The 19,183-nt window shown below is 68.7% G+C and carries 17 protein-coding genes; 8 read left to right on the top strand and 9 right to left on the bottom strand.

From position 1 onward, the window contains the following. Positions 1 to 73: 73 nt before the first annotated feature. Positions 74 to 2,170 carry a TonB-dependent receptor domain-containing protein gene (locus AB4083_RS16335; RefSeq protein WP_441609140.1) on the bottom strand — a complete coding sequence of 699 codons (2,097 nt, stop codon included), beginning with the start codon at positions 2,168 to 2,170 and terminating at the stop codon, positions 74 to 76. 110 nt (positions 2,171 to 2,280) lie between these two features. Here AB4083_RS16335 and AB4083_RS16330 point away from each other — a divergent pair, with 110 nt between their 5' ends. The 4 genes from AB4083_RS16330 to AB4083_RS16315 all read left to right on the top strand — a co-directional run bounded on the left by AB4083_RS16330 (position 2,281) and on the right by AB4083_RS16315 (position 6,506). Next, positions 2,281 to 3,468: a murein hydrolase activator EnvC family protein gene (locus tag AB4083_RS16330; protein ID WP_441609139.1), complete on the top strand. Its 1,188-nt coding sequence runs from the start codon at positions 2,281 to 2,283 to the stop codon at positions 3,466 to 3,468. Positions 3,469 to 3,587: 119 nt separating this feature from the next. Next, complete coding sequence (locus AB4083_RS16325; RefSeq protein ID WP_441609138.1) at positions 3,588 to 4,946, top strand: S41 family peptidase; 1,359 nt, start codon at positions 3,588 to 3,590, stop codon at positions 4,944 to 4,946. A gap of 124 nt (positions 4,947 to 5,070) precedes the next feature. Further along, positions 5,071 to 5,700: a thymidine kinase gene (locus AB4083_RS16320; protein ID WP_441609230.1), complete on the top strand. Its 630-nt coding sequence runs from the start codon at positions 5,071 to 5,073 to the stop codon at positions 5,698 to 5,700. A 41-nt stretch (positions 5,701 to 5,741) separates the two neighbouring features. Then, positions 5,742 to 6,506, top strand: a complete 765-nt coding sequence (locus AB4083_RS16315; protein ID WP_441609137.1) for a hypothetical protein — start codon at positions 5,742 to 5,744, stop codon at positions 6,504 to 6,506. Positions 6,507 to 6,630: 124 nt separating this feature from the next. Here the strand turns inward: AB4083_RS16315 and mutM are convergent, their stop codons facing one another. From mutM to AB4083_RS16285, 6 genes are all read right to left on the bottom strand, one after another. Then, positions 6,631 to 7,458: a bifunctional DNA-formamidopyrimidine glycosylase/DNA-(apurinic or apyrimidinic site) lyase gene (mutM, locus tag AB4083_RS16310; protein WP_441609136.1), complete on the bottom strand. Its 828-nt coding sequence runs from the start codon at positions 7,456 to 7,458 to the stop codon at positions 6,631 to 6,633. Positions 7,459 to 7,470: 12 nt separating this feature from the next. Beyond that, a complete protein-coding gene (gndA, locus tag AB4083_RS16305) occupies positions 7,471 to 8,892 on the bottom strand; it encodes an NADP-dependent phosphogluconate dehydrogenase (RefSeq protein ID WP_441609135.1) in 1,422 nt (473 codons plus the stop codon). A 97-nt stretch (positions 8,893 to 8,989) separates the two neighbouring features. After that, positions 8,990 to 9,472, bottom strand: coding sequence for a hypothetical protein (locus AB4083_RS16300; protein ID WP_441609134.1), 483 nt, complete (start codon positions 9,470 to 9,472; stop codon positions 8,990 to 8,992). After that, entirely contained in the window at positions 9,469 to 10,821 is a 1,353-nt protein-coding gene (locus AB4083_RS16295) for a GldG family protein (RefSeq protein WP_441609133.1), read from the bottom strand. The genes AB4083_RS16300 and AB4083_RS16295 overlap by 4 nt, the downstream gene beginning before the upstream one ends. Beyond that, positions 10,821 to 11,609, bottom strand: a complete 789-nt coding sequence (locus AB4083_RS16290; RefSeq protein WP_441609132.1) for an ABC transporter permease — start codon at positions 11,607 to 11,609, stop codon at positions 10,821 to 10,823. The genes AB4083_RS16295 and AB4083_RS16290 overlap by 1 nt, the downstream gene beginning before the upstream one ends. Continuing rightward, entirely contained in the window at positions 11,606 to 12,343 is a 738-nt protein-coding gene (locus tag AB4083_RS16285) for an ABC transporter ATP-binding protein (RefSeq protein WP_441609131.1), read from the bottom strand. The genes AB4083_RS16290 and AB4083_RS16285 overlap by 4 nt, the downstream gene beginning before the upstream one ends. Before the next feature lie 161 nt (positions 12,344 to 12,504). Between AB4083_RS16285 and AB4083_RS16280 the strand changes: the two genes are divergently transcribed. Further along, positions 12,505 to 13,701 carry a DesA family fatty acid desaturase gene (locus AB4083_RS16280; protein WP_441609130.1) on the top strand — a complete coding sequence of 399 codons (1,197 nt, stop codon included), beginning with the start codon at positions 12,505 to 12,507 and terminating at the stop codon, positions 13,699 to 13,701. Positions 13,702 to 13,755: 54 nt separating this feature from the next. On the opposite strand, the gene AB4083_RS16275 is transcribed toward AB4083_RS16280, so the two are convergent. Beyond that, positions 13,756 to 15,540, bottom strand: a complete 1,785-nt coding sequence (locus AB4083_RS16275; protein WP_441609129.1) for a hypothetical protein — start codon at positions 15,538 to 15,540, stop codon at positions 13,756 to 13,758. A 100-nt stretch (positions 15,541 to 15,640) separates the two neighbouring features. Here AB4083_RS16275 and AB4083_RS16270 point away from each other — a divergent pair, with 100 nt between their 5' ends. Further along, a complete protein-coding gene (locus tag AB4083_RS16270) occupies positions 15,641 to 16,189 on the top strand; it encodes a DUF4166 domain-containing protein (protein WP_441609128.1) in 549 nt (182 codons plus the stop codon). A 1-nt stretch (position 16,190) separates the two neighbouring features. Here the strand turns inward: AB4083_RS16270 and AB4083_RS16265 are convergent, their stop codons facing one another. Next, the gene (locus AB4083_RS16265) at positions 16,191 to 17,300 is read right to left on the bottom strand and encodes a saccharopine dehydrogenase family protein (protein WP_441609127.1); all 1,110 of its coding nucleotides are present in this window, start codon (positions 17,298 to 17,300) and stop codon (positions 16,191 to 16,193) included. Between the two features lie 145 nt (positions 17,301 to 17,445). Here AB4083_RS16265 and AB4083_RS16260 point away from each other — a divergent pair, with 145 nt between their 5' ends. Then, a complete protein-coding gene (locus tag AB4083_RS16260; RefSeq protein ID WP_441609126.1) occupies positions 17,446 to 18,294 on the top strand; it encodes a C2 family cysteine protease in 849 nt (282 codons plus the stop codon). A gap of 189 nt (positions 18,295 to 18,483) precedes the next feature. Next, positions 18,484 to 19,134, top strand: coding sequence for a hypothetical protein (locus AB4083_RS16255; RefSeq protein WP_441609125.1), 651 nt, complete (start codon positions 18,484 to 18,486; stop codon positions 19,132 to 19,134). Positions 19,135 to 19,183 lie beyond the last annotated feature (49 nt).

Genomic DNA, 19,183 nt, shown 5'->3' with positions numbered 1-19,183 from the left:
GAACCCCAACAGTGCGGCGCGTTTGCAGGTGACGATGTTGGGGTTCGCCGATGGCTCACCCCAACCTACGCGATCAGAATTCCAGCTGCGCACCCAGCATGGCCGTGCGCCCCGGTGACGGTTCGTCATAGCGACCGTTACTCTCGTTGACGATCACCGAGCCGATCACCCGGCGGTCGAACAGGTTGTCTACGCGCGCGCTCAGATGCAGCTTCGCCGCGCCCAGCGCCACGCCGTAGCCGAGATCGACGCCAGTCAGCACATAGCCCGGCGCGCGCTCGCTGCCGCGGTCGTCCACGGTCACCGCGCCCACGCCCTGCCACTCCACGCCCATGCGCCAGCCGAGCGCACCGCCGCGTTCGATGCGCAGCGAGCCGTAGTTGTCCGGCACACCAGGCATGCGCGCGCCGGCGGGAATGCGCACCGTCGGCGTGCCGCTGAGAAAGGCATCGCGGAAGCGCGCCTGCAGATGGGTGGCACCCAGCGCCAGCCGCCAGTCGTCGCCGAGTTCGCCGCGCAGCGCAAGCTCGGCGCCCTGGCGCCGGCTGCGTCCGATATTGCGATAGCTGGAACGCCCGCCGTTGTTGCTGGCCACCGCCAGTTCATGGCGGGTGTCGGCGCGGAACAGCGCGGCCTCCAGTTGCCAGTCCGCCGCCGCCTGCCACTTCATGCCCAGCTCGCCTTGCCGGCTGCGCGCGGGCTGCAGGTCGAAGGCGAGGCCGGCGCCGCCGTCGGCCCGATAGCCCAGCTCGGCGAAGGTCGGCGTCTCGAAGCCTTCGCCGTAGCTGGCGTAGAAACGCAGCCGCTCGCCGGGGCGGTACTGCAGGCCGAGCACCGGCGTGGTCGCGCCGTAGCTGACGCTGCCGCTGTCGTCGGGATTGCCGGGCGCGATGTAGTGGTCGCGCGCCCGGAAGCGCACCTCGCTATGGCGCACGCCGGCCAGCAGGGACCACTGCTCGGTGAAGCGCCAGTAAAGCTGTGCGTAGGGGTCGAGATTCCATACCCGGTCGTCCTCGTCGCGGCGCAGCCGGCCGCTGACGCCCAGCGTGCTGCCGGCGAAATTCTCGTAGCCGCGGCGACGCTGCTGCTGGTCGTCGTAGGCCAGGCCGAGCACGGCTTCCAGCGGCCGGCCGGCCAGTTCGGCGCGGCGGGTCCAGCGCGCATCCAGGCCGCCATAGCTGCTGTCCAGGTCCACCACGCCGCCGGCGCTGAGCGGATTGCGCTGTGCCGCCACCGGCACCGACAGCACCTGCTGCACGCCGCGCTGGCCGTAATAAGCCATCAAACGCCATTGCGTATGCGCATCCGGCGACAGCTCGTAGATCGCGCCGCCCTGGGCCTGGTGCACGCTCTTGCGCGTGTCGAACTGGTCGGCGGCGGCGATCGCCTGGCGCGGATCGGCCATGGCCTGCGCGCGGGTCAGCCCGAGCGGATCGCGCGCCTGCGGCAGCGCCACCGTATTGAGCAGCACGGTGAGCTGGCCACGGGTGCCCAGATCGAAGCCCAGCCGCGCATTGCCCGATTCGCGCCGCGCGCGGCTGTGCTCGCGGTAACCCGCGCTCTGGAAGTGCGATAGCGCCAGGTTGTAATCGAAGCCGCCATCCTTGCCGCGCGTGGACAGCCCCACCCGCGCCGTGCCGTTGCTGCCGCCGAACAGGCCCACCCGCGTCAGCGGCGGATCGCTGCCCTCCGCGCTCCACAGTTGCACCACGCCACCGGAGGCGTTGCCGTACAGCGCCGAGAACGGACCGCGCAGCACCTCCACCCGCTCGGCCGCATCCAGGCTGAAGTGCGAAACCTGGCCCTGGCCGTCCGGCATCGTCGCCGGAATGCCGTCCGCATACAGCCGCACGCCGCGCACGCCGAAGGTGGAGCGCGCGCCGTAGCCGCGCAGCGAGATCTGTTCGTCCTGCGCGTAGTTCTGGCGGTCGCGGGCGAGCACGCCGGGGACGCCGACCAGCGCCTCGGAAAGATTGACGCCCGGCTTGCCGCTGTCGCCCGGCGCCACCGTCGCCACGCTCAGCGAGGCCGGCAGGTCCAGCGGCGGAATATCCAATCGGGTGGCATTGACCCGTACCGGCGGCAGCTCGGTGGTGTCGGTGGCCTGCGCCGTGCACGCCAGGCACAGCAGCAATGCACCGGTGGCGATCGACTTGCCGCTGCCGCGCATTGCTGCTCCGAACCCGGGGGAAGCTCGCGATGGTAGGGGATGTGCGGTGCGGGAGCAGTGGCCGGCGTCGGCCTCTCGCCACGTTCAGCCGGCCACCGCATAATCGCGCGATGCCCAATCCTCGCTGCTCCGTCCGTCTGATCGGCGCCGTCGCCCTGCTGTTCGCCGCGCTGGCGGCGGTCCCCGCGTTCGCGCAGGAAAAGACCAAGGCCGAACAGGCCGAGGCGCAGAAGAAGCTGGCCGACGTGCGCAGCAAGATGGAGGAGCTGGCCAGGGAGCAGGCCGATACCGCGAGCAAGCGCGACTCCGCCAACGCCGAACTGGCCAAGCGCGCCAACGCCGTGGCCGGCGCCGCCAAGGCGGTGCGCCAGACCGACGCGGAGCTGAGCTCCAAGCAGCGCGAACTGGAGAAACTGCAGCAGGAGCGCACCGCCCTGCAGAAGAACCTCGACGGCCAGCGCGCCGCGATTGCCGATCTGCTGCGCGCCACCTACACCCTGGGCCGCGGTTCGGACCTGCGCCTGCTGCTGGGCGACGACGACATCGCGCGGGTGGCACGGGCGCTGGCCTATTCGAAGTACTTCCAGGAAGACCGCGTCCAGAAAGTGCAGAAGCTGATGGGCGACCTGGCCCAGCTGCAGGACCTGGAAGCGCGCATCGCCACCGAACAGCAGGCGCTGCAGGCGACCAGGACGCAGCGCCAGGAACAGGCCAAGGCGCTGGAGCAGCAGCGCGCCGAACAGGCCCGGCTGGCGGCCCGGACCGACGCCCAGTACAAGGACCAGGGCGAGCGCCTGGCGCAGCTCAAGCAGAACGCGCAATCGCTCAACAGCCTGGTCGACAAGCTGCAGAAGGCTATCGACGAAGCCGCGCGCGAGGCAGCCAAGGCGGCCAAGGCCAATCCGGCCGGGCCCAGCGTGGCGCCGGGCAAGGGCAGCGCCAATATCCGCGGCAACCTGCCGTGGCCGGCCAACGGCGTGGTCAATACCTATGGCAACGGCGTACTGATCAAGGCCGGCGGCGGCAGCGAAGTGCGCGCGGTGGCGCGCGGCCGGGTGGTCTATGCGGCCTTCCTGCGCGGCTACGGCATGCTGCTGATCCTCAACCACGGCGGCGGCTGGCTCAGCATGTACGGCAACAACGAGACCCTGCTGCACGGCGTCGGCGACGAGATCGACGTCGGCCAGGCGGTCGGCACCGCGGCGGCGCCCACCGGTGTCAACACCGGCGTGTATTTCGAGTTGCGCCAGAACAACAAACCGGTCGACCCGCGCAGCTGGCTGGCGCGCCAGCGTTGACGTGGCGCGTACGCCGCAGCAGGCTAGCCTGCGTTGAATTCAGGCGTCCCCCCGCGGTCCAACCGGCCTGTCGCCGTCCCAGCCCGCGGTGCGTCCCCAAGCTTTCCCGGAGCAAGTTCATGCGGTTTTCCTCCCTGACCCTCGTCGCGCTGCTGCTGGCGGCGCCCATGCTGCCGCTGCAGGCCCTGCCCGCGAAGGGCGCCAAGCCGGCGGCCGAGCCGGCCAAGGCCGCGTCCACCGCCGCGCCGGACGTGGTCGACATGGACGACATCCGCAACTTCAGCCGCGTCTACGAGATGGTGCGGCAGGCCTATGTGGAAAAGGTCGACAACAAGACCCTGATGAAGGCTGCGATCAGCGGCATGCTCACCGGCCTGGACCCGCACAGCGAATACCTGGACAAGGACGGCCTGGCCGAACTGAGCGAAGACACCACCGGCCAGTACGGCGGCCTCGGCATCGAGGTGCTGCAGGTGGACGGCACGTTGCGCATCGTCGCGCCGATCGACGACACGCCCGCCTCGCGCGCCGGCATCAAGCCCGGCGACACCATCGTCAAGATCGACGGCACGCCGGTGGATTCGGAAAACATCGACGACATGTTCAAGAAGCTGCGCGGCGACCCGGGCAGCAAGATCGTGCTGAGCGTGCTGCACGAGAAGGGCGACAAGCCGGTGGACATGAGCCTGGTGCGCGAGCGCATCTCGGTCACCAGCGTGAAGGTGCGCGAACTGGAGCCCGGCTATGCCTATGTGCGGCTCAGCCAGTTCCAGGACGACACCACCGCGGACCTGGAAAAGAAGCTCGGCGAGCTGGTCAAGAAGAACGGCCAGCAGCGCGGCGTGGTGCTGGACCTGCGCTCCAATCCCGGCGGCCTGCTTACCGCGGCCGTGGGCGTGAGCGACGCCTTCCTCGACAGCGGCACCATCGTCACCACGCGCGGCCGCCTGCAGGACGCCAACCTCAGCTTCACCGCGCATCCGGGCGACCTGCTCAACGGCGCGCCGATGGTGGTGCTGGTGGACAACGGCACGGCCTCGGCGGCAGAAATCGTCTCCGGCGCGCTGAAGGACAACCATCGCGCGCTGATCATCGGCCGGCGCACCTTCGGCAAGGGCGTGGTGCAGACCGTGCTGCCGCTGGATGCCGAGCACGCGGTGAAGATCACCACGGCGCGCTACTACACGCCCAGCGGCACCTCGATCCAGGCCGAAGGCATCAAGCCGGACATCGCGCTGGCCGACCTGGCCGTGAACAAGGCCGACAGCGCCGCCAGCCTGATCGGTTCGGAAGCGGACCTGCGCAACCACCTCGCGAACGAGGACGGCGGCAAGGACCGCAAGGCGATCGACAACGACGGCAGCGCCGAGAACGCCGAGCTGGCCACCAAGGACTACGCGCTGTCGCAGGCACTGAACGTGCTCAAGGGCCTTTCGCTGAACCGCGGCAAGGCGGCGCAGACGGCCAAGCAGCAGTAGGCCAGCAGCAGGGCAGTTGTGGCTGGAGCGTGAAAAGCGCCGCTTGCGGCGCTTTTTGCTGGCTTACGCCAACCCCGAGTTGGCACGCGTTACCATGCGGACCTTCTATCGTCCCGGCGCGATCATGGCCAAGCTCTACTTCTACTATTCGGCAATGAACGCCGGCAAGACCACGACGCTGCTGCAGAGCGCGTACAACTACCACGAGCGCGGCATGCGCACGGTCATCCTCACGCCGGCGCTGGACAACCGCTATGGCGAAGGCGTGGTGGCCTCGCGCATCGGGCTGAAGGCCAACGCGCGGCGCTTCGGCACCGACGAAAACCTGCTGGCGCTGGTGGAGGCCGACATCGCCGCGCGCGGGCCGCTGCACTGCGTATTCATCGACGAGGCGCAGTTCCTGACCAAGGCGCAGGTGTGGCAGGCCAGCGACGTGGTGGACAAGCTCAATATCCCGGTGCTCGCGTTCGGCCTGCGCACCGATTTCCGCGGCGAGCTGTTCGAAGGCAGCCGTTACCTCCTGGCCTGGGCCGATAACCTGGAAGAGATCAAGACCATCTGCCATACCGGCCGCAAGGCCACCATGGTGGTGCGCGTGGATGAACGCGGCCGCGCCGTCACCGAAGGCCCGCAGGTTGAGATAGGCGGCAACGACCGCTATGTCTCGGTCAGCCGCGCCGAGTTCAAGAAGATCACCGAAGGCCACGGCCGCATCGAATTGCAGCAACCCGTATTGCCCCTGGGCGAGCACTGACCCAGGGCGCGGCACCGCCGCTCACTATAAGGAATTCCCCCATGACCGCACCGATCCGCATCCCCGCCTGGCAGCGTCCCCACTGGCATCCCGGCGGCGAGGAGATCTACCTGCACTACTACGTGTTCGGGAATTTCCAGAACGTGCGCGTGCCGTCCGCGCCCTATGGCAGTGATGGCCTGCCGCGCGGGATCGAAGTGACCAATCACCATCACTCGGTACTGCGCTCGTGGGAGGGTTATCCGCTCAAGGGCGAGCTGGGCCGGTTGTTCAAGGAAGAGGCGCCGGATGCGTACCGCGTCGCGGTGGATGCGCCGCAGGTGATGATCCTGCGCGGCACGCTGCCGGACCAGGGCGACGTCGGTTACCTGCGCGACACGCTGGGCGTGGTCGCCGGCCTGCTCGATATCGGTGGCGTGGCCGTGCTCGATCCGCAGATCGTCACGCTGTTCGGTGTGGATGCCTGGCGCGGCCACTACCTGGTGCGCGATGGCGCGCCGATCCGCAATCATTTGCTGATCCTGCGCGACGACGAAGAGGATGGCGACGGTTACTGGATCCGCAGCCGCGGCATGCGCAAGTTCGGCCGTCCGGATATCAGCCTGCGCCACGTGCCTGCCGGCGATACCGATCGCGCCGGCCTGATGTGCGAGCGGCTGTCGGAGATGCAGGCGCTGGGCGCCGGCTTTGTCGACGGGCAGGCGCTGGAAGCAGATGGCATGCGCGGCTTCATCGCGAAGCTGGGCGGCAGCGCGGTGGAAGCGCCGTTCTACAACACCTACGTCGAGTTCCACTGGCCGCATTGAGCCTCGCCGCCGAAGTAGGTTGGGGTGAGCGCAGCGAACCCCAACGATGCGCTGCGTTTGAAGGTCGCCACGTTGGGGTTCGCTGCGCTCACCCCAACCTACGCCGGACGTTGCGGGCCGGAGTTTATTTCTGGCAGGACGGGCACCAGAACGTCGAACGCTGCCCCAGCACCACCTGGCGAATCGCCGTGCCGCACACCCGGCACGGCTCGCCTTCGCGGCCATACACCTGCAGCTCGCGCACGAAATAGCCGGGCATGCCATCCGGGTTGATGAAGTCGCGCAGCGTGGTGCCGCCGCGCTCGATCGCCCACGCCAGGATGCGCTTCACTTCGCCAGCCAGGCGCGCATAGCGCGCACGCGATACCGAACCCGCCGCGCGGCGCGGATCGATGCCGGCCGCGAACAGCGCCTCGCTCGCATAGATATTGCCCACGCCCACCACCACCGCGTTGTCCATCAGGAACAGCTTCACCGCCGCGGTGCGCTTGCGCGATAGATGCCACAGCAGGTCGCCGTCGAACGCGTCGGTCAACGGTTCCGGGCCGAGGTTTTCCAGCAATTCGTGCGTCGTCCCGGGTGCTTGCCATAACAGGCAGCCGAAGCGCCGCGCGTCAGTAAAGCGCAGCACGCGGGCGCCGGCGGTCTGCGTCGCCTCCAGCGCAAGATCGACATGATCGTGCTTGCCCACTGGCGCATCCGGCGGCAGCACGCGCAGCACGCCGGTCATGCCCAGGTGCAGCAGCGCGCTGCCGACTTCGGTGTGCAGCAGCAGGTATTTCGCGCGGCGTTCGACATCCTCGATGCGCTGCCCGGGCAACAACTCGCGGATCTCGGGCGGAATCGGCCAGCGCAGATCCGGCCGGCGCAGCACCACCGAGGCGATGCGCCGGCCGATCAGATGCGGGGCGATGCCGCGCCGGGTGGTTTCGACTTCGGGCAGCTCAGGCACGACGCAGCGCGCTCAGGTCCAGTCGGCGTGGAAGCTGCCGGGACGGTCGATGCGTTCGAAGGTATGCGCACCGAAGTAATCGCGCTGCGCCTGCACCAGGTTCGCCGGCAAACGCTCGGCGCGGTAGCTGTCGTAGTAGGCGATCGCGGACGCAAAACCCGGCACCGGCACGCCGGCCTGCACCGCGGCGGCGACCACGTCGCGCAGCGCCTGCTGGTATTGCGCGGCGATATCGCGGAAATACGGGTCGAGCAGCAGGTTGGCCAGCGCCGCATCGTGCGCATAGGCGTCGGTGATCTTCTGCAGGAAGCGCGCGCGGATGATGCAGCCGGCGCGGAAGATCTTCGCGATGGTGCCGTAGGGCAGTTTCCACTGGTACTCATCGGATGCCGCGCGCAGCTGCGCGAAGCCCTGCGCGTAGGAGACGATCTTGCTCAGGTACAGCGCACGGCGCACGGATTCGATAAAGGCCGCGCGGTCGCCGGCAAAGGGCTTCGGCGCAGGGCCCGCCAGCACCTTGCTCGCCGCAACGCGTTCGTCCTTCAGCGCCGACAGCAGGCGCGCGAATACCGACTCGGTGATCAGCGGCAGCGGCACCGCCAGATCCAGCGCGCTCTGGCTGGTCCACTTGCCGGTGCCCTTCTGCGCGGCGCGGTCGAGGATGATGTCGACCATCGCCTTGCCGGTTTCCGGATCCTTCTTGCCGAAGATGTCGGCGGTGATCGCGATCAGATAACTGTCCAGCTCGCCCTGGTTCCAGTCGGTATAGACCTTGCCCAGCTCTTCGTTGGAGAGGCCGAGCACCTGCTTGAGCACGGCGTAGCTCTCCGAGATCAGCTGCATATCGCCGTACTCGATGCCGTTGTGCACCATCTTCACGTAATGGCCGGCGCCGTTAGGGCCCATATAGGCCACGCAGGGCTCGCCATCCGGCGCGCGTGCGGCGATCTCGGTCAGCACCGGCGCGACCAGGTCGTAGGCGTCGCGCGGACCGCCCGGCATGATCGACGGGCCATGCAGCGCGCCTTCCTCGCCGCCGGACACGCCGGTGCCGATGAAATGCAGGCCGGCCTCGTTCAATTCGCGCTCGCGGCGGATGGTGTCCTGGAAGAAGGTATTGCCGCCGTCGATCAGCACGTCGCCCTTGTCCAGCAGCGGCTTCAGTTCCGCGATGGTGGCGTCGGTGGGCTCGCCCGCCTTCACCATCAGCAGGATGCGGCGCGGCTTCTGCAGCGCGTCGACGAACTCCTGCACGGCGTACGTGGGCACCAGGCGCTTGTCGGGATGTTCGGCGACGACTTCGTCAGTCTTCTCGCGGCTGCGGTTGTAGATGGCCACGGTGTGGCCGCGGCTTTCGATATTGAGCGCGAGATTGCGGCCCATCACGGCCATGCCGACGACGCCGATGACGGGTTGCTCGACCGAACGATTCATGCGGATGCTCCCAGGGAGGATGACGGGAATGCCTCGGATATGGGGAGGTCGCCGGGGCATGCAAGGTGCCCGGCATCATACGCAGACGGTGGGTGGCTCAGGGCGCCTTGGTGGTGTTGGCCTTGGCCGGGCGCGGGGTGAAGCGCACCGAGACCAGGGCCACGCGATCGCCGGCGCGCACATAGCGCAGCGGACCGGTCACGGCGACTTCGCCGAAGCTGAGCGCCTGCCCGTCCAGCGTCAGCACCACCGGCGATGGTGCAAGACCGATCCTGGCCGGATCGAACTCCGCCAGCGGCCGCCAGCTCTGCACCGGCGCGGCCGCGGTGGCGGCGAGATCGGCCAGGCGGCCTTCGTCGACGGGCAGGGTGGTGCCGTCGACGGCCTGCCAGTGACCGTCGCGCCTGGCGTAGTGCTCGGTGACGCCGCCATGCCAGGCCAGGTCGATGCGCTGCACGGCCGTCGGATCCAGATCGAGCAGCGTGCCCAGCGCCTGCTGCTGGTCGTGACGCCATTGCCAGCCGGCGCCAAGCAGCAGCGCGGCGGCGATCACCACGAACAGCACGGTGCCGCGCTTCATGCGCGGCGTCGCCGCCACGCGATCCAGCCGCCGAGGACGAGCAGGCCCAGCGGCAGTGCCAGCAGGAAGCCGAAGGTGACCGCGTTGAGCTCGCCCTGGCTGAGCTGCATCGCGCGATCCGGCGCGCCGCGCGGCGGCAGGTTGACCAGCGTGTCGTCGCCCAGCACCCAGTCGAACACGCGCTCGCCCAGCGCGCGGTTGCCGCCGTTGCCGAGGAAGGTGTTGGAGAGGAAATCGCCGTCGCCGATCATCGCCACGCGCTGTTCGCTCTTGTCGGGGCTGGGCGAGAGGCGCGCGAAGGTGAGGCCGAAATCGAGCGGGCCTTTCAGCTCGCCGGCGTCCGCGTCGTAATGGATGCTGGAGCTGCCGGCATTGTCGATCGGCTGGAATTCGGTCCAGCTCTGCGGCCCGGAGCGCAGGAAGGGCTGCACTTCCCAATCGCTGCGCCGGGCCACCGCCAGCGCGGAAACCTGCGGGAACAGCGTGGTCAGCGTGAGGCCGCGCGTGATGGCGTGCACGGGGTAGCTGCCCACGGTGATCAGGCGGGGATCCTGCAGGCCCAGCGCGGTGCCCTGGCCGTCCACCAACACGCCGGACAGCACGTGCACGCCCAGCGCATCGGCCAGCGGCTGCAGGCCGAGATCGTCGTTGGCAGGCTCGGTCAGCCACAGCAGGTTGCCGCCCGCGGCGACGTAGTCGGTCAGCGCCTTCACCGCGCCCTGCGGCAGGGCCAGCGTGGGGCCGGCCAGTACCACCAGGTCGGTGTGCTGCGGCACCGCGGTGACCTGCGCGAAATTCAGCGGCACCGCGCGCATGCCGCGGCTTTCGAGCTGGGTCATGAACATGCCGAGGTCGGCGTTCGCCTTGCCGTCCGCGCGGCGTTCGCCGTCGCCGGTGACGAAGGCCACGATGCGTTCGCCGCCGCGCGCCAGGCGTTCCAGCGCATTGGTGAGGCTGCGCTCGGACAGCTCGTCCAGGCGTTCCTCGCGCTTGCCGTAATGCAGGATCAGCGCACCGTCGACGGTGATGCCGAGCTCGCGCATCTTCGCCGGGTCCTGCTGCGGGTCGACGAAGCGCACGCTGAGGTCGTGCTTGAAGCGGCGATAGCGTTCGACGAAGCCGCTCACCGTCTGCCGCAGGTCGCCCTGCGGATTGGCGTAGCTGACGATCTCGACCGGGCCGTTGAGCGCGTCGAGCACCGCGCGGCTCTCCTGCGACAGGCTGGAGCGGCTGTCGTGGCTCCAGTCGGCGACGTGGTCGTGGCGATAAGTGAGATAGCCGATCGCGCCCGCCGCGGCGAACAGCGCCAGCGTGAACAGCCATCCGTGCAGACGTCCCAGGCCGCGCATCAGCCACGCTCCTTGTCGGCACCGACCCGGCGCACGGCCAGGGTCAGCGCGAGCACGCTCACCAGCACGAACCAGATCAGGTCGGCGCTCGATACCAGGCCACGCAGCAAGGCTTCCAGATGCGTGCTCAGCGACAGCCAGTTCCAGAAGCCGTTGCCGATGCCGGCCTTCTGCGCGGCCAGGTTGGCGGTGAACAGCGCCAGGCCCAGGGTGAGGCTGGCGGTGGCGGCCACCGCGGGCAGTGAGGCGAAGGCCGAGCAGGCCACGCCGATCGCGCCCAGCGCGGCCAGGGTCAGCGCCAGGCCAAGTACCGCGGCGGCGAACTTGCCCCAGTCCAGCTGGGTGCCGTGGGCCAGGCTCAGCGGCATCGCCACCGTCAGCACCAGCCAGCCCAGCAGCCACAGCAGCACCGCCAGGTACTTGCCCAGCACGATGGCGGCGGGCGAGGTGCCGCTCGCTGCCAGCAGCGGCAAGGTGCCGTTGGCGCGGTCGCCGGCCAGGGTCGACATGGTCAGCAGCGGCACCACCAGCAGGGCCAGCTCGGTCAGGCCGAACGGCAGCACGCCCATGGTCAGCGTGCTGCCCAGCAGCGGGATGCCGACGAGGTCGGTATAGCCGGGGCCGCCGGGCAGGCCGGCCAGCTTCACCTGGTTGTCGAGGAAGCTGCCCAGCAGCAGCATGAAGCGCCAGGCGAGCTGGGCCAGGGTGAGCGCGGCCAGCACCCAGGCCAGGGGACGAACCAGCAGGCGGCGCAGCTCCAGGCGGGCCACGGACAAGGTCGAACTCATGCGGTCACGCCCTTTCCGCTCATCGCGATGTCAAAAAAGGTCTGCTCCAGCGCGCCATGCCCGCCATCGAGCGCGGCGTCGTGACGCAGCTGGCCTTCGTGCAGGATCGCCACGCGGTCGCATACGGCCGTGGTTTCGGCCAGCAGGTGGGTGGACAGGATCACCGCGGCACCGGCGGCGGCTTCCTCGCGGATCACCTTGCGCAGCGCCGACACCTGTACCGGGTCGAGCGCATTGGCCGGCTCGTCCAGCACCAGCAGCTTCGGTTTGTGCAGCAGCGCGCAGGCCAGACCCAGCCGCTGGCGCTGTCCCTGCGACAGCACACCGGCGAGGCGGCGCAGCAGCGCGGCCAGTTCCAGGCGCTCGATGCTGGACTCGCAGGCCTGCTTCAGTCCGCTGCCGCGCAAGCCACGCAGGCGGCCATGGGCCTGCAGGTGTTCCAAAACGGTCAGTTCCGGCCAATGCGGGGCACGTTCGGGCAGCCAGCCGATCCGCTCGCGGGCCAGTTCGGGGTGCTCGGCGAAGTCCTGGCCATCCAGTTCGATGCGGCCTTCGTGGGGCTTCAGCGCCCCGGCGATCATGGCCAGCGTGGTCGACTTGCCGGCCCCGTTGACGCCCAGCAGGCCCAGGATCTGCCCCCTGTCCAGCGTCAGGCTGAGACGCTCCACGGCCGGGCGCCCGGCGCGAAGGCGCCGAACCTGATCAAGCTTTAACAGGGGTTGTGGCAGAGTCATTGCATGATTGTCGGGGCGCCCCCACCGTTTGAACAGACGGCGGGGGCGTTCTTGCGCGTTAAAACACGTTCTGCGGCATAGCTACGCAGGCATGCTTTCCCATGCTGGTGGGTACGGAAACCCTCGATTAGACTGACTTTTCACCCTACTGAGTGTTTCCCATGCTCGATGCAGTGCTGAACTTCCTGTCCAACGGCCTTACCGGGGCCGGCTGGGTGTCCATGCTGGTCTACGTGCTGGTAGTGACGCAGCTCACCATCTTCACGGTGACGCTCTACCTGCATCGCAGCCAGACGCATCGCGGCGTGGACTTCCACCCCGTGCTGGCCAACTTCTTCCGTTTCTGGAACTGGCTGACCACCGGCATGGTGGTGCGTGAGTGGGTGGCGGTGCACCGCAAGCACCACGCCAAGGTCGAGACCGAAGAGGATCCGCATAGCCCGCAGATCTACGGCATCAAGAAGGTGTTCTGGGATGGCGTGTCGCTGTACCGCGACGCCAGCTACATCAAGGAAGACCTGGAGAAGTACGGCCGCGGCACCCCGGACGACTGGATCGAGCGCAAGCTGTTCGGCGGCCACCCGTACTGGGGTCCGACCCTGATGCTGCTGATCGACCTGGCGCTGTTCGGCGTCATCGGCGCGGCGATCTGGGCGCTGCAGATGATCTGGATTCCGTTCTGGGCCGCCGGCTTCGTCAACGGCATCGGCCACTGGTGGGGCTACCGCAACTTCGAGAGCGCCGACACCGCCACCAACCTGGCGCCGTGGGGCGTGTGGATCGGCGGCGAAGAGCTGCACAACAACCACCACGCGTTCCCGAGCTCGGCCAAGTTCGCCCTGCGCAAGTGGGAGTTCGATATCGGCTGGGCGGCGATCTGCACCCTGCGTGCGGTGGGCCTGGCCAAGGTGATGCGCGTGGCGCCGACGCTGGACGTCCGCCCGAACGTGCACCTGCCCGACGCCGAGACGCTGAAGGCCGTGCTCACCCATCGCTTCCAGGCGATGACCGACTACTACCGCGGCGTGATCGTCCCGACCCTGCGCGACGAAGCCCAGCACGCCGGCGAAAGCCTCAAGGCGATGCCGCGCCGCATGCGCCGCTCGCTGGCCGACGGTGGCCGCTGGCTGGACAACGAAGGCCGCGAGCGCCTGCAGGCCGCCCTGGCCAAGCGCCCGACCCTGCGCGTGGTGTGCGACTTCCGCACCCGCCTGGCCGAACTGATGGAACAGCGCGGCGCCGAGCAGAGCCTCAAGGGCCTGCAGCAGTGGATCGCGGAGGCCGAACAGAGCGGTATCCGCGTGCTGCAGGACTTCGCGCAGCGCCTGAAGAGCTACGCGGTCAGCGGCGCAGCGTAAGCGCGCTGTCCCGGTTCGACGAAAAGCCCGCCTCATGGCGGGCTTTTTTTATGCTCATTTCGCGCGCACGTGCACCGCGCCGAAGGTGGCGACATCGGGCTTGCCTCGGCCGGCCTGCTGGCCCGGCTCATCGATATCCACGCGCAGCCGCGCCTCGCCGAACATCTGCGCACTGCGTGGCAACGGCGCGAGATACGCCGACAGGTAGCCGGCGGCGTCCGTGTCCTGCGCGAAGTCGTACGCCGGCGCCGCCTTGGCCAGATAGGCGAACCACATGCCGTAGTAATACGGCTGCGGCGTCTCGCCCAGCGCCACCGGATGGCCGGCGGCGAGCGCGGGCAGGACTTCGCCGGCGTGCACCAGATCGGCGGTGACGCAGCGCTCCTTCGCCCAGGCCCAGGACTTGCGCAGCAAACTCGCCGACTTGCCCGCCATCACCAGCACGATCGCCAAGGCCAGCGCGGTTCCCGCACGCGCCAGCATCGAACGTTCGCCGTCTAGCGCCGCCAGCAGGACCGGCAGGCACGCCAGCAGCACGCCCAGCAGCAGCGGTGCGAAGTACTCGGAGATCTTCAGGCCGCCGTAGTCGAAGCCGCGCCAGCACATCAGCAACTGCGCCAGGGCGAACGCCGCGAGGATGCCGCACAGGAAGGAACGCATGCCGGCGCATGCAGCGTCGCGCGCCAACCCGCGCCAGGCCAGCGCGAGAGCCGCGGCGGCCGCGGCGGCCAGCGGCGCGCCCGCATACATGTTGCCCACCAGCGCGGCATGGCCGGCGCTCAAGCTGAAGGTGGTGCGATAGACGATGTAGCTGCCATGCGCAGCCCATGGGAAGGCGGCGCAGGCGAGGGCCAACTCGGCGGCCATCAGCGCCGCTTCGAGCAGCATGCCGCGAAGGTCGCGCCGGGCCACGCCCTGGAACACCACGCCCAGCCCACGCGCCATCGCCGCGAACACCATCATCTCCGGATAGCCGGACATCAATGCGCCAAGCAGCAATGCACCCACGATGCCGCGCATCCACCCGCGCGGCATCAGTGCGAGGGCAACGTACGCGGTGAGCGCAGGCAGGCCCAGCAGGTTGGCGAAATTCGAATTGACCGCGACGAACAGCAAGGTCGGGCAGGCCATGACGGTGAGCGTCGAGACCATCCACACCCAGCGCGAACGCGGTCGCCAATCCATCGGCGCGAACACCCATACCGTCCACCCGGCCAGCACTGCGCCGGCTGCCTGCACGGCGTTGTAGAGATACATCGGGTCCACCCCGCGCAAGGCGCTCAACCACGCGAGCAGGCCCTCCGCCGCCGGCCGCGGCTGGGTCGCGTACTGGCCGAGGTAGCTGCGCGTGATGGTGTAGACGGGATGTTCCGGGGTGAAGTCGTACGCGCCGTTGTAGGCATGCGCCAGCATGTACTGCGCGGTGGAGACGAAGGTGAAGCTGTCCGCATTGCGGTTGCCTTCGAACTCGATCGCGTTGCCGAACAGGGTCGGCGCATCCAGCAGCACGCCAACCAGCAGCGCCAGCACCAGCAGCGCAGCCAGGCGCCCGCCGTGCTCGCGCAGCAGCGCCATCGCGTCGCCGCGGACACCGCGCATGCTCCACAGCAGCAGCACTGCCAGACCCAGGCCGGCCAGCAGCCACCAGGCGAACGCCGCCACCGGCCACGCCATCTGCAAGCCGCGACAGGCGATCAGCAGCAGCGCCAGGCCGCACGCCATGCCATAGCCGGCGCCGCGCAGACCACGCCCGCATCCCGCCAGGGCGGCGAGCGGATAGCCGATCAGCCAGGGCAGCAGCAGGCAGGCCGCGAATGCGTAGATGAAATGCAAAGCCATGCCGATCCGTCACCGAGCCTGGAAGGCCGCCATGATCGCCGCTTTGCGGCCCCAGCGTCATGCGCTTGCCCGCCGCGCTGGCGCCGCCGATGATCGCGGCATGACCTCCGACGTCCTGTTTCCTTCGCTGCTCGGCCGCACCGACTGGTCGCTGCTGGCCGAGCCCGTGCGGCGAATGCATGGCGGGCGCGCTTCGCTGCGCGCCAGCGGCGAAGCCCAGGTCGAAGGCGCGACGCATCCATTCGCGCGCCTGCTGCGGCGCCTGCTCGGCTTGCCCGAACCCGGTGCGGGCCAGGCACTGACGGTGACCATCGAACGCCACGGCACCCGTGAAGTGTGGACCCGCCACTTCGCCGCCGGGCGCATGCGCTCCACGCTGGAACACGCCGCCGGCTCTTTGCTGCGCGAGCGGCTGGGCCCGGTGTGGCTCTACTTCGAACTGCGCCGCGAAGGCGACGCCATCGATTGGCGGCTGCGCCAGGGCAAGCTGCTGGGGCTGCCGCTGCCGCGCGCCTGCTTCGGCAGCGTGTTCTCGCGCAGCCTGGCCGAGCAGGGGCGCTATGTGTTCCAGATCGAGACGCGCTTGCCGGGCGTGGGTTTGTTGATCGCCTATCGTGGCTGGCTGGAGATCGAAGCGGCGCAGGACTGATTCACTCGAACGGCTCGACACCGGTACGCAACGCGTACCCGTCGAAGCCCGCTTCGATCTGCTCCAGCGTGATCAGGCCCATGCACGGCATGGCGCCTTGCGCAGCGATCAGCCCGTCGGCCATGCAGCGCGCCAGCACCACCGCGGGGGTCACCGGCACCTGCGGGCCATCGCCGGCATCCGCCGTCAGCCACCAGCGCAGCTTCAATGGATGACCATCCGTGCCGGTGCCGCTCAACTCCACCGTCATGCCGCCGACTTCGGAACCGAAGCGCAGAAACAGCTCGCTGAAGCGACGCAGCGTGGGCGCATATGCGGCCAGCTTGCGGATCAGCCCCAGCCGCACCAGCAGCGCCGCGCACCAGGTGCCGCCTTGTAGCAGCGGCAGTTCGAGGCCGGCGTGGAACATCACGGTGCGCACCTGCGGATAGCGCGCGGGGAACAGATCCAGATCCGGGATCTCGCAGGCGCCCACGCGGCGCCGGCCGAACGGAAACGCCTGCTGCTTGCTGTCCATCCAGCCATGCACCACCTGCCAGCGCCCGTCGCGCCATACCCGGATCGGACGGCCGCAATAGCCGAGGATCGAGGCGACCGTGGCATCGCCGCGCGGCGTCCGGTTGCCCGGATTGATGGTGTGCTCGATCGAGTCCAGCCTGGCGAAACGCGGCAGCAGCGCATCCACAGCCGCCGCGCTCAGCGCCGGCACGCTGGAGGCGCCGGTGACCAGCAGGCGTCCCGCCGCCTGCGCGCGTTCGTTCAAGCGCTCGATGCCGGTGACGAAACCGCGGCCGTCGGCGAGATCGACATAGTCGCTGCCTGCATCGAGGCAGGCTTCCGCCACGCGGTAGTCCTGGCCCTGGAACGGTCCGGCGGTATGAATTACCAGCTGCGGCTGCAGCGCGGCGAGCGCGCCGGCGAAACCCGCATCGTCCGTGTCGAGCGTAGCGATGCGCACTGACGGATCGTCGAAGGACGCACGCATGGCTTCGAGCGCATCGCGCCGGCGGCCCGCCAGCACCAGTTCGAAGCGCGCATCGTGCGCCAGGCGCCGCGCCACGCGCGAACCGAACACGCCGGTCGCACCGATCACCACCACACGCAAGGCCATCCCCGGGCGCTCCACTGTCCAAAGCGGGCATTACAGCATGACCTGGGGCTGGCCCTAGGTAGGGATCGACCTAGCTAGGCCCTGCGTGAGTGCATCGGGTTTCATTCGATGCAACAGGGTAAGCCACGGTTCGGAGCAAGCCATCATGTCCAGCGTCAACGTCGCGTTCGCCGGTGTCGATATCCAGCGCTACCTGGGCCTGGCCGAACACAACCCGGTGCTGGATCCGAAGATCGGCCCCGACACCAGCGCGCCGAACCGCTCGCTGTACAACAACGCCAGCGGCCAGCCGGACTTCTCCAACAACAGCCAGCCCAACCCGAACGACGTGAAGCAGGAAGGCTACGGCGACTGCTATTTCGACTCGACCCTGGCCGCGCTGGCGCAGCAGCATCCGGATCAGATCAAGAACATGATCCACGACAACGGCAATGGCACCTTCACCGTGACCTTCCCGCACCAGAAGGACAACGGCGCCGGCAATCTGTGGGGCCTGTTCGGCGACGACTATCACGACGTGAAGATCACGGTCAGCGACAAGGACCTGCCGACGAACGCCACCAGCTCCAGCGACGGCACCGCCAAATGGCCGGAGGTGCTGGAAGCGGCCTACGCCAAGCTGCGCGGCGGCTACGACGAGATCGGCCACGGCGGCAATCCCACCGCCGCGATGGCCGCGCTGACCGGCAAGAGCGCCGACTACTACTCGCCCAAGGACGGCGCCGGCAAGATCGAGCAGGCGCTGAAGGATGGCAAGCTGGTGACCATCTCCACGCCCGAATCCGACGGCGACCAGGGCGGCATGGAGGCCGGCAAGAACCCGCACGGTCTGGTGGGCGGCCACGCGTACACGGTGACCGGCGTATGCACCGGACCGGACGGCAAGAAGTACCTGGAGCTGCGCAATCCCTGGGGCTTCGACCATCCGCAGAACATCCCGCTCGACCAGGTGAACGACGGTTCGATCGCGGAAGTGGAGATCGGCAACGCCTGAGCCGCGCGCCACGCTGTGATGGCGGTCATCCGCCATCGACTACCCGCGTGGCAAGCTCGACCGATGACGATCATTCACGCACGCCCAGCCGAGTCGAGGCGCCCCAGCGCGGGGCGCCTTGTCGCGTTTGCGGCGCTGCTGCTACTTTCGGCCGGCACTTCCGCATGGTCGACGCAGGCAGGGAAATCCATGTCCAGCTCCAGCGATCAGCACCAGGCCGCTCCGGCCGACGCCGCTCCCACCGAAATCGAGATCCTGCGCGGCCGCGCCGGCGTGGTCGGCCGCTCCCGCGTGGGCGTGTCGTCCATCGTCGCCACGCCGCCGCCGTTCCAGGGCGGCTTGCCCGGCGCGCGCGCCACGCTGATCGAAATGCGTGACGCGCCGATGCATGTCGAAAGCACCCTGGTGGTGGGCGAGAAGATGCTGCTGCCGCTGGCGGATGGTTTGCATCGCGTGAGCAAGCTGGCCACGCCCAGCGAAAGCGATCGCCAGGGCCATGTGGTGATCGACACCGAAGCGGCGCGTGCGGGTTCGCCCCATACGGTGTTCGTCAGCGAAGAAGGGCGGCTGCGGATCGGCGGGCCCGAAGTGAAGGCCGCCTACGATGTGCGCGTGCTGGCGTGGACGCCCGACAAGCACGCACCGCAGAGCGCCACGCTGGAGTGGCTCACCGCGGCTTTTCCGCGCGACAGCGTGCCGGCGCAGCAGATCAAGCAGCAGGCGGTGAAAGTGGGCGATCGCCTGCAGGTCGGTGCTGCCACGCTTACCGTCAAGGCAGTCGAAGGACAGACGCAGGACCATCCGGCCTGGATCGAGTTCGAGCTCTCGCCCGGCGGTTGAGCGTGCAGATGTGTAGGTTGGGGTGAGCCGCAGGCGAACCCCAACAAAG

The sequence above is a fragment of the Dyella sp. 2RAB6 genome (genome assembly GCF_052115385.1).
Lineage (GTDB): Bacteria > Pseudomonadota > Gammaproteobacteria > Xanthomonadales > Rhodanobacteraceae > Dyella_D.
The sequence above is the reverse complement of the archived record's forward strand: the minus strand, read 5'-3'. Positions and strand labels throughout refer to the sequence as shown.